Source organism: Nitrospirota bacterium, assembly GCA_040757595.1.
Classification (GTDB): domain Bacteria; phylum Nitrospirota; class Nitrospiria; order Nitrospirales; family Nitrospiraceae; genus JBFLWP01.
Map to the genome: position 1 here is coordinate 33361 of JBFLWP010000019.1, position 12745 is coordinate 46105.

The 12745-nt window shown below is 67.7% G+C and carries 18 protein-coding genes; 1 reads left to right on the top strand and 17 read right to left on the bottom strand.

All coding sequences use genetic code 11. From position 1 onward, the window contains the following. Positions 1–7 precede the first annotated feature (7 nt). The 13 genes from AB1411_14855 to AB1411_14915 form a co-directional block, all read right to left on the bottom strand. On the bottom strand, positions 8–1288 hold the full coding sequence (locus AB1411_14855) for an MgtC/SapB family protein (GenBank protein ID MEW6544875.1): 1281 nt from the start codon (positions 1286–1288) through the stop codon (positions 8–10). Between the two features lie 24 nt (positions 1289–1312). Next, entirely contained in the window at positions 1313–2179 is an 867-nt protein-coding gene (locus AB1411_14860; GenBank protein ID MEW6544876.1) for a CBS domain-containing protein, read from the bottom strand. A 47-nt stretch (positions 2180–2226) separates the two neighbouring features. After that, complete coding sequence (locus AB1411_14865; GenBank protein ID MEW6544877.1) at positions 2227–2976, bottom strand: CBS domain-containing protein; 750 nt, start codon at positions 2974–2976, stop codon at positions 2227–2229. A gap of 48 nt (positions 2977–3024) precedes the next feature. Then, a complete protein-coding gene (locus AB1411_14870; protein MEW6544878.1) occupies positions 3025–3888 on the bottom strand; it encodes a hypothetical protein in 864 nt (287 codons plus the stop codon). Next, entirely contained in the window at positions 3885–4247 is a 363-nt protein-coding gene (locus AB1411_14875; GenBank protein MEW6544879.1) for a cytochrome c, read from the bottom strand. The genes AB1411_14870 and AB1411_14875 overlap by 4 nt, the downstream gene beginning before the upstream one ends. Positions 4248–4282: 35 nt before the next feature. Beyond that, positions 4283–6010, bottom strand: a complete 1728-nt coding sequence (locus tag AB1411_14880) for an HAD hydrolase family protein (GenBank protein MEW6544880.1) — start codon at positions 6008–6010, stop codon at positions 4283–4285. A gap of 63 nt (positions 6011–6073) precedes the next feature. Next, complete coding sequence (locus tag AB1411_14885; GenBank protein ID MEW6544881.1) at positions 6074–6196, bottom strand: hypothetical protein; 123 nt, start codon at positions 6194–6196, stop codon at positions 6074–6076. Further along, positions 6193–6393 carry a CBS domain-containing protein gene (locus AB1411_14890; protein MEW6544882.1) on the bottom strand — a complete coding sequence of 67 codons (201 nt, stop codon included), beginning with the start codon at positions 6391–6393 and terminating at the stop codon, positions 6193–6195. Before AB1411_14890 ends, AB1411_14885 begins: the two co-directional genes overlap by 4 nt. Then, on the bottom strand, positions 6390–7112 hold the full coding sequence (locus AB1411_14895) for a phosphoribosyltransferase family protein (protein MEW6544883.1): 723 nt from the start codon (positions 7110–7112) through the stop codon (positions 6390–6392). Before AB1411_14895 ends, AB1411_14890 begins: the two co-directional genes overlap by 4 nt. Positions 7113–7198: 86 nt before the next feature. Continuing rightward, on the bottom strand, positions 7199–7675 hold the full coding sequence (locus AB1411_14900; protein MEW6544884.1) for an Hsp20/alpha crystallin family protein: 477 nt from the start codon (positions 7673–7675) through the stop codon (positions 7199–7201). A gap of 56 nt (positions 7676–7731) precedes the next feature. After that, the gene (locus tag AB1411_14905) at positions 7732–8178 is read right to left on the bottom strand and encodes a hypothetical protein (protein MEW6544885.1); all 447 of its coding nucleotides are present in this window, start codon (positions 8176–8178) and stop codon (positions 7732–7734) included. Next, complete coding sequence (locus AB1411_14910) at positions 8171–8416, bottom strand: hypothetical protein (protein ID MEW6544886.1); 246 nt, start codon at positions 8414–8416, stop codon at positions 8171–8173. The genes AB1411_14905 and AB1411_14910 overlap by 8 nt, the downstream gene beginning before the upstream one ends. A gap of 15 nt (positions 8417–8431) precedes the next feature. Next, positions 8432–8659, bottom strand: a complete 228-nt coding sequence (locus AB1411_14915) for a hypothetical protein (protein ID MEW6544887.1) — start codon at positions 8657–8659, stop codon at positions 8432–8434. A gap of 485 nt (positions 8660–9144) precedes the next feature. On the opposite strand from AB1411_14915, the gene AB1411_14920 reads away from it, so the two are divergent. Next, positions 9145–9390, top strand: a complete 246-nt coding sequence (locus tag AB1411_14920) for a helix-turn-helix transcriptional regulator (protein MEW6544888.1) — start codon at positions 9145–9147, stop codon at positions 9388–9390. Between the two features lie 338 nt (positions 9391–9728). Here the strand turns inward: AB1411_14920 and AB1411_14925 are convergent, their stop codons facing one another. Genes AB1411_14925 through AB1411_14940 form a run of 4 tightly spaced genes read right to left on the bottom strand, consistent with a single transcriptional unit; the run spans position 9729 to position 12730 of the window. Next, a complete protein-coding gene (locus AB1411_14925) occupies positions 9729–10433 on the bottom strand; it encodes a polyphosphate kinase 2 family protein (GenBank protein ID MEW6544889.1) in 705 nt (234 codons plus the stop codon). Continuing rightward, on the bottom strand, positions 10396–11241 hold the full coding sequence (locus AB1411_14930; GenBank protein MEW6544890.1) for a hypothetical protein: 846 nt from the start codon (positions 11239–11241) through the stop codon (positions 10396–10398). The genes AB1411_14925 and AB1411_14930 overlap by 38 nt, the downstream gene beginning before the upstream one ends. A 26-nt stretch (positions 11242–11267) precedes the next feature. After that, positions 11268–11546: a phosphopantetheine-binding protein gene (locus tag AB1411_14935; protein MEW6544891.1), complete on the bottom strand. Its 279-nt coding sequence runs from the start codon at positions 11544–11546 to the stop codon at positions 11268–11270. Next, on the bottom strand, positions 11543–12730 hold the full coding sequence (locus AB1411_14940) for a dihydrolipoamide acetyltransferase family protein (GenBank protein MEW6544892.1): 1188 nt from the start codon (positions 12728–12730) through the stop codon (positions 11543–11545). The genes AB1411_14935 and AB1411_14940 overlap by 4 nt, the downstream gene beginning before the upstream one ends. Between the last annotated feature and the right edge of the window lie 15 nt (positions 12731–12745).

Here is a 12745-nt window from a genome sequence, read left to right on the forward strand (position 1 = left end):
CGGCTCGCTACCGGATCAGCAGCAGCGCCAGCCAGCCGGCGCCCATCGCCGCGCCCATTCCCGACGCCACCCGGACCGCCAGCTTGCCCCCCCCGAGCCAGAAGGCCAACCCGGTCTTGACCGCCGTGTTGGTGACGGCCGCGAGCGTGATCGCGACGGCGGCGGTGCGGTCCGCCAACCCCTCAAGGTGAAACCGGGCCATCGACAGGCTGATGGCGTCCACATCGGTCGTGCCGGCCAGCAGGCTGGAAAGGTACAGTCCCGCGTCGCCGAACAGGCTTTGGGCCGCCTTGGCGACGAAGATGACCGCCGCATAGTAGGCCCCGAACTGGAGGGCCGCACGCAACTCGAACGGGTTGCGATGGGAAACCGGTTCCGTCTCCGGCAGGGCCTGGCGCGACCGGAGGTACCAGACCAGCGCCGAGCCGTACCCGACGACCGTCATGACCCCGAGCGGCCAGAGGAGGGCCGGCAGGAGCCCGACGTCCACGATGCCGACGATCGTGAGGATCCGGGCGAACATCGTGCTGGACGCCGTCAGGATGGCCACGGCGGCGAGCGTCGTGGTGGCGGGCGCCTGCTTGACCCGCGCGGCCACGCTGACGGTCACGGCCGTCGAGGACACGAGCCCGCCCAGGACGCCCGTGAGCGCCAAGCTCTGCGTTTCCCCTACGATGCGCGCCGCGACGTAGCCGAGGAAGCTGATGCCCGCGATCAAGACGATCATGAGGCCGATGTGAAACGGATTGAGCACGTCGTACGGGCCGAACGTCCGGTCGGGCAGCAGCGGCAGCACGACGAGCGCGAGGATGACGAACTTGACCGTGGCGTAGAGATCGTCTTCGGACACGCGCGCCACCGCGTGGTGCAGCGGCTCCTTGAACGACAGCAGCGCCATCACGACCGCCGCGCTGGCCACGATCAGCAGGTAGCGCTGGCCGGTGGCCAGCGGCAGGTCGGGGAGCAGGGCGATGACGCCGAGGAGGAACGTGATCAGAGCCGCGACCTGCGTGGTGATGCCGGGCACGACGTCCCGGCTCCATTCCTGGAAGTAGGACACGGCCAGGAACGCGCCCACGACGAGCAGTGCCCCGAGGACCGGCCAGATGCCCATGGTGTGGGAGACGAGGGCGGAGAGGGCTCCGGCGAGCGCGATCAGCGGGAACGTGCGGACGCCGCCGATGCTGAACCGTTTGTCCAGTGCGCGGGACTGCTCGCGCTCGAGCCCGATCAGCGAGCCGGCCGCGAGGGCGACAAGAACGCTCAGGAAGATCTCTTCAAAGGACATCGCCGGCCTCGGGAGGGCGTTGACCTACGGCTCGCGTGATTTGGTAGCCTGCTCTTCCCGCTCCTCCTGCTCGCGCGCCTGCTTCTCGAAGAACAGCCGCCGCTCCTCCAGGAAGAGCCGGCGTTCTTCATCGGGTTGATAGCCGGTCAGGTCGGCTCGCACGAAGAGATCCATGATCATGGCCGAGGCTGCCCCGAGCAGGGAAAGGAACAGCACGAGGAGCAGCCAGATTCGGTTTCGGCGCCACCAGGTCCGCACGACGTCGTACCAGGGTCGGCGGTGGAATGCTTCCGCCGGCGCCGTCACCGAGGCACGGGCGACGGCGGACACGGGGCCTTTGAGGCCGCGCATGGCCGGCCCGGGCTGCGCGCCCCGCTCGGACGGCTGAGGGCTCGGCATCGCCGGGAGCACCGGCAGGATCTCCGGTTTCCGGCTGCTCGGCCTGAGTTGTCGCTCGAGGACGTGTCTGAGGTCCGGCCATTGATCGAACCCGAGCAGGATGACGTCGTCCATCGTGACGATCGAAACCAGCCGGCCTTCCTCGTCCACGATCGGCAGGCGGCGGATTCCGTAGAGTCTCATCAACCCGACCGCCTGACTGATCTCCGCATTCCTGGTCACCGTGATCGGGGGTTTGGACATGACGTCCCGCACTCGCACGCTCTTCGGATCCAGCCCCGCTCCCGTGACGCGCACCACGATGTCCCGGTCGGTCAGCACGCCGACCGGCTTTTGGTCCTGGACGACCACGACCGTCCCCACGCCCTTGCCGGCCATCTGGCGCGCCACCTCGCTCACCTGGCTGTCCGGTGCGACCGTATAGACCGTCGCCGGGAGCCACTGATCGGCCTCCGGTTGGGTCTCGGTCTTCGCCGCAGCCGCGCCCGACATACCGGTCCTCTTCTCCCCGTCCGGCTCCATCCGATCGTCTACCGCGTCTAGTGTCTGCCCGGCCCGCCCAAGAACTGGCTGAGAACCCACACGGCCAGCGTGACGACGAGCAGGAGCAGCAGCCAGACGAACCAAAACAGGTGCAGATCGAACCAGTTGATGAGGGCCTCCGTTAACCGGCCCAGTGGCTTGACCTGGCCCTGGGGGACCGGCGCGCCCTTGGCGAGGGGCGCGACCGCCGAGGGCCGGGCGATCCGCGTCACGGGGCCGGAGAGCGACGGTGGCGGCTCCGCGGCGGAGCCCACCGTGACCGGCGGCGGAGCCCGACGCCGCCGGCCTCGCCTGGGCGGTCCCTGCTCGGAGTGAAGCTGCCGCTCGATGAGCCCGCTGAGCTCCGGCCGGTCCGAGAGGCCCATCATCTGGAGATCGTCCAGCGTGAGGATGGACACGAGCGCCCCTTCGTCGTCCACGATCGGCAGCCGCCTGATCCCGTGCCGGCTCATGAGCGCCACGGCGTGGCTGATGTCGACGTCGTGCCGGATCGTAATCACGGGCTGGGACATGACGTCCGCCACGGTCAGGTCCCTGGCATCCAGGCCCGCCCCCGTGACGCGCACCACGATGTCCCGGTCGGTCAGGATCCCCACGGGCCTGCCCCCCTGGACCACGACGACGTTTCCCACTCCCCGCGAAGCCATCAGGTAGGCGGCCTGATCGACCGAGGTTTCGGGCGTGAGCGTGTAGACCGTGGTGGGCAGAGCGTGCTCGCGGGCTTGCGTCGTTTCCTTGATGGCCATCCCCTTCACCTCACGCAGACGGCTCGTCCCCTGGCCTCACGGTCGCCGTCACCACGCCAGCCATCCCGGCTCGAAGATCAGCACGAGCCCCAACCCGACCATGACCGCCCAGCTGACCAGCTTCAACCAGCGTCCCGCCCGCTCCTGGAGCTTGCACCGGCTCAGCGTGACGACCGCGATCGCGACCATCACGCCGTCGTCCAGGATGTAGGCCACGTTGTACAGCCCTAGATAAGCATAGTATTCCCACCAAGGCAACTTATGGAGGGTGAGGATCTGCGTGTAGACCGCCGGGAATCCGGCCGTGCAGAGCAGCTCGACCAAGTTGACCAGGACCGCCAAGACGACAACGGCCACGAGGGCGCCGGTCAGGTTGTCGGCCCGGAGGATGCGACGGACTTGCGCGTAGAGGCGCGGCTTGGCCGCCTCCGGCACGCAGGCCCCCTCCGGAGCCGGCTCCACGGACCGCGCTGGCGGCCGGTCCAGCAGCGTCCTGAGCCGGGCCCCGGTGGTCTCGGGGCCGGCGTAGCCGATGAGCAGTTCCCCGCGCAGTGAGAAGGCCGGCACGCCGATCGTGGCGATCCCGTGGCTGGCGGCGAGCTCGTTCAATCGCGCGAGGGCGCCCGGCTCCTGCGCCACGTCGCGGAGCAGGATCCGGAGCGTCGGGCGTTCCCGTTGCAACGCCTCCAGAAAGACTTCCGCCTCGGCGCAGCGGGGACATCCGGCCCTGACGAACACTTCGATGTCGGGCGTGATGGGGAGGGGACCGGCGGCCGCCGCGCCGACCAGGCAGGCGAGACAGAACAGGCAGGAACCCAGGCTCGGCGGCAGTCGTTTCGTGCCGGGGGGCCGGGCCACGGTCGGAGCGCGGGGGAGTTTCGGACCGCGAGGCGACCGGCCGCAGATGGTCATAGGGCGGGGTTGAACGGCGCGATCTGCCGGACGTACCGGATCACCTCCAGCAGCTCTTCGTCGCTCATCCGGCCGCGCCACCCGTGCATGGGGCTGAACGCGATCCCGTAGGAGATGATCGTCAGCATCTCGAAGTCCGACTTGGAGCGGGACCGGATGGATTGCAGGTTGGCCGGGCGCACGATCAGCTTCTCGGCCTCGGGACCGTTGCCTTCCCCGTTCATCCCGTGGCACCGGAAGCAATACTCGTCGTAGAGGGCCTGCCCGCTCCGCACCCTTCCGTCTCCTTGGGCCGAGACCCAGGAGCCTGCCAGGACGATCAGCAGCAAGCCCGCCACGCCGACAAGGTTCTTCCGCATGCTTTCTCTCCTTTCCCGGTCTGATACCGGCTGCGCTACCGCAGCGCGGTCAATCCTTCATAGTAGGCCGCCACGGTCTGTCTGAGCGCCTCCCGCAGCTCCTCTCGCGCGAGCCGTCGGTTGGACAGCTTGCGCAGGCGCGCCGCCAAGTCCGCGTCGCCGAGGGCCTCTTCCGCCCACCGCACGAAGTCCTGCCGACGGTCGTGGTACTCCAGGCTCCCAATCGGCAGCGACGGGATCATCTGCAGGAACTCATACAGGCTGGCGGCTTCCCGGCCGATCCCCCCGGCCTCGTCACGAAACCAGAAGCGCTTGCCCGGTGGAAGCGGAACGTCCAGGTACTTGTAGACGTGCCGCGCGTGCGGAACCCGCCGGATGGCCGGACGCAGTTGCACGACCGGCCCCCCGCACAGCAGCACGGAACCGGCGGGAGTCGCGCCGACGTCGATGCTGTCCACCCCGCAGGCCCCGCAATGCTCCTTGACCCTTCGCAACGCTTCCGGCTCGGTCAGCCGGGTGAACAGGCAATGGTGCAGCGCGTGCAGAACCGCGGGAGCCAGCCGGTCCGGCCGGTAGGAGACGAACGCCCACCCGCCCTCCCCGAGCAGCGGAGCGACCAGGTCGGTGATCTCGCTCCCCTCCCCCAAAAATTGCTGAGCTTCCTCCAGGACGATCCAGTGCGGCCGGTACTTGCGTCCCCGCAGCGGGTGCAGCACGCGGACCAGATCGGCCAGATAGGCGCCCCGCAGCGCAACGGGATAGCGGCTGAGGTCCAGGACCACCGACACCCCGGCGGATTCCAGCAAAGCCGCCACCGCGGAGGGCGACGGCATGGAGTCTCGGTCGCCCTCCAGCGCCAGAAAGCGCGGCAGGATCCGGAGGCCCCGGAAATCCCCCTCCGGATCAATGAGCAGCACCTGATACTCCTCGTGGTGCAGGCCCTCGGCCAGCAACCCGACCATCCAGGACTTGCCAGTCCCCGAGTCCCCGAACACGCCCAGGTTCCGACCGGCCAGACGAGAAGCCGGCAGGGACACCGGCCGGCCGGCCTCATCCTGTCCCAGCAGAACCGGCCGCTCGCGCTTCAACGGGATGTCCAGGAACTGGCCGGCCAGCGGATAGCGACGCAACACCTCCAGCACGCCGGCCGGGCCCGGCTCGTTCGCCACCACGTCCGCGGCGTCACGGACGGCTGGGACCGCGTCGCCGACCGCGACCCCGACTTCCGCCAGCGTCATCATCGAGAGATCGTTCTCCGCATCGCCGAACGCAGCCAGATTCCTGGCCGAGAACCCGCAGATCGTGAGCAGCCGTTCCAGGCCCGCCCCCTTGGCGGCTCCCGGCGGGATGATCATCACGTTCCCCTTGTTGTACTCGATCGAGGCGCTGCCTCCGTGCGAGCCGACCACCTGCCAGACCTGCTGGTTGTAGGGCGTCCAGGTCGCGGCGATCGCCAGCCCCCGCTCAAACGGGATCTCCGTCTCCTCCAGCGCCTTCAACAACCGCCCGCTGAGCTGGCCGAACGGAAGGTAAACTTCCCCGCTCGCCGGGTGCGCCAGGACCGCCCCGTTTTCCCAGACGATGCCGGAGAACAGCCTGCCGGCCCGGCCCAGGGACACCGTCTCGAAGCGCCGGCCGGTGACGAGGAACAGCGAGTGGCCGGACGCGCGACATTGATCGAGCGCGGATTCCAGCTCCGGGGGGATGGTCCCGTCCTCCGCGAGCGTCCCGTCGAAATCGAATGCCATCACTCGGCGATACACGCCCGCCTCCTATCCCCGGAAGAGCGACCGCCCCGTCGCGCCGACGGGACCTGCGGGCCGACCTCAGGCCGAGACGAGAGCCCGGTGGGCGCTGATCGCCTTCAGCGCACGCATGACGTCTTCGCAGGAGAGGTCCGGGACCCGCTTGCCCCCGGTCTCCTCGGCTTGCAGCACGAGATCGTTCATGCAGAGACGGGTTTGCGCCTCGTGGCCGCCGCCATGCAAATGTCGCGGTCGGTGATCAGGCCGACGACCCTGCCCGTGGAATCGACCACCGGCAGGATTCCGCAGTCGCTGTCCCACATTTTCGTCGCCGCTTCGGCCGGATTCGTCTCGGGGGCGCAGTACTGGACGGGGCTCGTCATCACGTCCCTGACTTTCATGACGCTTCTCCTTTCCGCTCCGGCGCGGCCCCCCCTTCCCGCAAGGCGGCCGCCGCCTCGGCCATGTATCGGATGACTTTCTCGTCCTCGACTTGGCTGAAATCCGCATAGTGGTTGCCGACCGCGAAGAACGGTTCTGGAGCCATCAGGACCACCAGCTCGTCCACCCGCCGGCCGACTTCCCGCAAGGTGTCCGCCGGTCCGACCGGAATGGCCGCGACCAGCCGTTTCACGCCCAGCCCTTTCAGCGCCTCGACCGAGGCCAGAAAGGTGGCGCCGGTGGCGATCCCGTCGTCTACCAGCAAGACCGTCCGATCCGCGAGCGAGGGCAGGGGGCGGCCCTTCCGGTACAGAGCCTGCCGGCGGGCGATCTCTTCCTTCTGAATGCGCACGGCATGCTCCAGATACCCGGCCGGGGCGGAGAGCGTCTCCAGGACCTCCGGCGCGCCCGGATTCAGATGAACCGACCCCGTCTCGGTCATCGCTCCGATCGCGAACTCCGGATTTCCCGGCGCGCCGAGTTTGCGCACCAGGAAGACGTCCAGCGGCAGGCGCAGCGCCAGGCTCAACGTATATCCCACGGCCACGCCCCCGCGGGGCAGGGCCAGAATGAGCCCGTCGGAGGCCCCCCGGTACGCGCGCAGCCGGTCGGCCAGGAGCCGGCCGGCCTCCTCGCGGTCCGCGAAGAGCGCCTCCCGCCACGGTGCCCATCCGCTCATCAGCCGATCAAGTCCCCACGACCTCGGTGCGCGCCCCATTGTATCCGACCTTCGCCCGCGCGGCAGCTTCGCACGCAGCTCGATGCTCAGCCGACCTTCACCTCGACGCTCTTGGGCTTCGCCTTCTCTGACTTCGGCAGGTGCACCTTCAACACCCCGTCCTTGAACTCGGCCGAGACCTTGGTCGCATCCGCGTCCTCCGGCAACGTGAAGCTGCGCGCGAAGCTCCCGTAGGCCCGCTCCACCCGATGGTACTTCTTGCCCTTCTCCTCCTTCTCGTATTTCCGCTCCCCGGAGATCGTGAGCACGTCGTCCTGCACCGTCACCTTGACCTCCTCCTTCTTCACCTCCGGCAGCTCGGCCTTGATGAGGTACTCCTTCTCGTCTTCGGAGATGTCCACGAGCGGGGCCCATTCGGCCACCGTCAACTCTTCCTTCCCTCCGTCCTTGCGGACCGGAGCCCGGCCGAAGACGGAGGACAGCCGGCGCTGCATGTCCTCCAGATCCTTGAACAGGTCCCAACGAGTCTCCCGGAATGGATCCCAACGTGTAATGGCGCCCATCGTTGCTCCTCCTTGATTGAATGGATCGAACGCGTTGTGCGGGCCGCCTCGGCGAGTTACCGCGGCGGCTGTCCGCTTTCTTCCCAGCGGCGCCGGAAGCCTCCTGCGTCGCCGTACTCGACAAAATCCTCGTGATGCGCCGGTTGATGAAACCCGGCCGCAGCCTGGTGCTTGATCGGGCAGAAGTAGGCCTCCGTCTCACCCGCGATTTTCACCGCATACTGGAGCAGGCCGTTCGCATAGCCGCAGTAGGCGCAGGCGATCTTCAGGACCGTCGGCAAGTATGGAAGCTTGTGTCGGTCAATCCGTATGTACTCGTTCCGCGGAACCAGCGGGACCCCGAGCAGCGGAAAGACCAGCCGGTGATAGAGCTCCAGGCAGAGGTCCAACACGACCAGCGGGACGATCATCCCGTACAACAACGGGGAGACCGCGATCGTCGTCCACTTCGGCCTGACCTCCACGCGGGGCTCGCCCGGGGTCTCCGCCCGTACTCTACCCATGTTGGAGGATCGCTCCCCTGTGCAAAGGCTGCCGCTCCTGTCCGCAAACGCCCCCCGGCACCGGCACGGGCGGGGCATCGAGGCTCACGACCTGCTCGCAGACGAGGCAGCGCCATCCGAACCGGTCCCGCGCGCTCTCCCGTACCCGATCATCCAGCCGGACCAGGACCATCATGTAGCCGCACCGGTCGCAACGACCCGGGCAGAGCTGCTTGACTTCGACCATCGCGCCCTTCATGGCGTCCTCCCATTCTCACCGCAGGGCCAACGTTCGATGGCCGTTCGTCCGTCGGGCCCGATAGACGCCGGGGCCGTCCAGCACCAGCCGGATCTCCCCGGCCCGGCTCAACCGGTCCACTTCGAGAAAGACCTGGCTCCAACTCAGGTCCTCGCACGCACGCATGACATCTTCCAGCGAGCACCAGGGGTTCTGGTTGATCACCCCCAGGATCCGCTCAATGACCGAGGATTTCCCGTCCATGGCCTGCTCTCCTTTTCTTCGACCCCGAAACCGGCGGGGACGCCTTGGAGGAATTGCACGGAGAGTGCCACGGGATCGCAAAGCGGCCTCACAAAAACAGCTTTGACAATCAACCACTTGCGCTCCATTTCCCCTGATCTCGTTTGAAGCATGTCGAGGGTGGGGACTTTCAGGCCTGAGCAGAAATGAACGTTTGTTGCCAAATGCCCCAGGCCGCACGAGGAAGCCGCCGGCTACGCCTCCTGACGGTGTATTCCACGGAGCGCCGTTCCCTGTCTGACATCGGTTCCGAAAAGTAGCGCATATCGGTTCGGTGGACGATTCGGGGAGCGGGGGTGCCGTCCCTCGTCGGGATCTACGGCTCTGGGATCGCCTGTAGGACAAACCCTGATACCCGCGTGCGGCCGGTTTGGGTATCCTGCGCCGCCATGTTCCGCCGTCGTTCGATCCCAGCACGCGAGGCGCAGAGCCCCAGGAGGCGGCGAATGAGCCGAGCAGCACGGTTGACGGGACGAGAGCAACAGGTGCTGCGGGAAATCGCCAGGGGCTACTCGAATCGGGAGATCGCCGCGCGTCTGAACATCAGCGTGCGGACGACCGAAGTGCACCGGTACCACATCATGACCAAACTCGACACCAAGAACGTGGCGCAGCTCCTCCGGGCGGCGCTCCGCCGCCGGCTCCTGACCATGGCTGATCTGCTGCCCCCGGCGCGAGGTCGGAAGCGATGACCGCTGCACCGAGACCGCGCACCGCCGTTGATTTACGCAAGGCCGTGGTTACTTGAGAAACCGGGAGGTGATGTCAGGCCGTAACAGGTCGGCAGCCTTGCAGTGGGGATCCGCCCTCATGCCGCCAGCGTGCAGAGGGCATCGCTCCTGCGCCAGTCGCGGGATCGTGATCCGCCAGACGCGCCACCTTCTCGGTGCCAGGAGAGGCACGCCCCGCCGTGGGGGCCGGATGAAGAGGGGTGCGGGACGGCCAGCCAGTCAGGGACCTGCTGGGTCGTCGGATCGGTCCCGGCCAGTCGACAGGCCCGATGTCCACATGAGGGCGGGTCGGTTCGTCTTCAGGTCCCCGCCTCCAGGGCCTTCGTGAGGGTCTGGACGATCTTGACCCGCGCGTGGAACTTGTCGTTGGCTTCGATCACCGTCCAGGGCGCCCAAGTCGTGCTGGTTTTTTCGAGCATCTCCTCGACGGCTTCCAGATACTGGCCCCACTTGGCTCGGTTCCGCCAGTCCTCCTCGGTCAGCTTGTAGGACCGGAAGGGGTCCAACTCGCGTTCCCGGAACCGGCGCAACTGTTCGTCCTGATCGATGTGCAGCCAGAACTTGACGATGACGGTCCCGAAGTTGGTGAGCTGCCATTCGAACTCGTTGATCTCGCGATAGGCCCGCTTCCACTCCTGTTCCCGGCAGAACCCTTCCACCCGCTCGACCATCACGCGGCCGTAGTGCGACCGGTCGAAGATCATCAACTGGCCCTCCTGGGGCAGCGCACGCCAGAACCGCCAGAGGTAGTGGTGCCGGGCCTCCGCTCCGGTGGGAGCCGCGAAGGTCTGGACGTTGAATCCCCGGGGATCGAGCGTCTCGGTGACCCGCTTGATGCTGCCGCCCTTCCCCGCCGCGTCCCACCCTTCGAAGACGACCAGGGCGGTCCGCTTCTCGCTGTAGAGCCGCATGGACTCGGCGCGGAGCCGCACCTGCCATTTCTTGATCTCCTTCCAGTACTGCTTCTCAGGCAACGATTTGCCGAGGTCCACCTTTTCGAGCATCGCCCTTCCTCCCGGATTGGCTCCTCGACGCCGACGCCCGCGCGCGGCGAGCTTCGCGCGCTTGCTGGCTCCGGCCGATCTCCGCGCCGTGTGCCCTGCGCCAGGCCAGCGCCTCGTCCATCGCCTTGACCAGGGTCTCGAAGACCTTGACCTCGGCCCATCGCCGGTCGGTCGCCTCGACGATCGTCCAGGGCGCGTACGGGGTGTCGGTCTTGGCCAGCATCTCTTCGATCGCGGCCACGTACTTGTCATAGTCCTTGTGGTGCTGCCAGTCCCACTTGGTCACCCGCCAGCGCTCGTACTTGTCCCCTTCCAGCTTTTCCAGCCGGCGGCGCTGCTCCTTCTTCGAGATGTGCAGGAAGAACTTGACGAGCACCGTGCCATCCTCGGCCAGTTGCCGCTCGAACTGGCTGATCTCTTCGAAGGCCCTCCGCCAGACCTTCTTGGGGACCAACTTGGCCACGCGCTCGACGAGCACGCGGCCGTACCAGGACCGGTCGAAGAGGGCGATCTCCCCGTCCTGCGGCAGCCGGACCCAGTACCGCCAGAGAAACGGCTTGGCCTCCTCCTCGCCCGTGGGCGGCCGGGCCGGATGGACCTTGAATCCGCGCGGATCGATCCGCTCCAGCAGCCGGGAGATCATCAGCCCCTTCCCGGCCGCATCCCACCCTTCGAACACGATGACGGCGGGGATCTCCGCCTCCTTGCACCGGTACTGCAACAGCCTGAGCTGCTCGCGCAGCGCGGGGATCTGCTTCTTGTACGCCTCCTTGGTCAGCGAGCGGGTCAGGTCGACGGTCTCCAGCATGGGCTCTCCGGCTTGGGCTCCGGCTCCTACGAGGTTGGTTTCCCCTCGGCTTTGCCGGGCGAGAGGAGGTACTCGACGCAGCCGTTGAGCGTGGCGAGCTTGGGGTAGTCCGCCTCGGGAATCTCGACGCGCAGCGTCTCGTGCAGCGCGATCACGAAATTCAGGAAGTCCATCGAATCGATGTCCAACTGGTCGCGGAAGCTCACGTCGGGCTTGAGCGAGGAGAGATCGGCCTCCGGCGCGATCTCCCCCAGGACGCGTAAAACCGTGCTCTTGATCCCCTCGGCCGTCGGCTCGGGCCTCATAGGCGCTGGGGCTCCTGCAGCAGGCGATCCACGGCCGCCAGGAAGAGGCCGCCTCGGTGGCCGTCGGTGACCCGGTGATCGGCCGAGAGGGTCGCGGTCATGACCGGCCGGGAAACCACCTGGCCTCCAGCCACCCAGGGTCGTTCCACGATCTTGCCGAACCCGACCAGCGCGGTCTGCGGCGGGTAGATGACGCCGAACACGGTCTCGACCCCCTGCTCGCCCAGGCTCGTGACCGTGATCGTGGGATCGGCGAGCTCCGAGCTGCGGAGGGTGCCGGCGCGGGCCCGCTTCACGAGATCGCGGAAGTTGCGCATCAGGTCGTCCAGACTCTGCTTGTCCGCGTCGTGCAGGGCCGGGGCCACCAGCCCGCCCTGCCGGAGCGAGATCGCGACTCCCACGTGGACTGCCTGAGCCGGGACGGCCTGCCCCTCCCTCCAGAGCGCGTTCAGCTCCGGGACCTCGCGCAACGCCAAGGCCACGGCCTTGATCAGCAGGACCCCGTAGAGCAGCCGATCCGGAACCGGCCGTTTGCGGTTCTCCTCGGCCAGCCATGCCATGGCTTTGCCCAGGTCGATCGTCGTGCCGAGGTAATAGTGGGGAATCTCCCGCTTGGAGCGGGCCATGGCGGCGGCGATGGCCTGCCTCATGCGAAGCAGCCTATCGGCCGCCGCTTCGGCGGCGGGGGCGAGGGGCAAGGGGCGAGAGGCGAGAGGTTCTTCACCCCGTGCCTCCCCTCGGGCCTCGGGCCTCGCGCCCCGTGCCCGCGCGGCAGCGACCTCGATGTCGCGCCGCGTGACCGCCCCGTCCGGCCCGGTGCCCTGAACCGCCGAGGGGTCAATGCCGAGCTCGGTCGCCAATTGCCTGGCCGAAGGAGAGATCCGCAGACGGCCCGGCTCGGCAGCCGCCTCTCCCCCTCGCGCCTCGGGCCCCGCGCCTCGGGGTCCCCCTTCTTCTCTGATGATCGCCAGCACGGTCCCGACCGGGACCTTTTCTCCCGGCTGCACGATCAGCTTTTCGATCACGCCGGTCGTGAAGACCTCGACCTCGATCACCGCCTTGTCGGTCTCCACCTCCGCGATGATCTCCCCCTTGGCCACGCGATCCCCCGGCCGCTTCCTCCAGGCCACCAGCGTGCCGGCGCTCATGTCCGCCCCGAGCGTGGGCATTACGAATTCAGCCACGGCCGACCCAGCGTG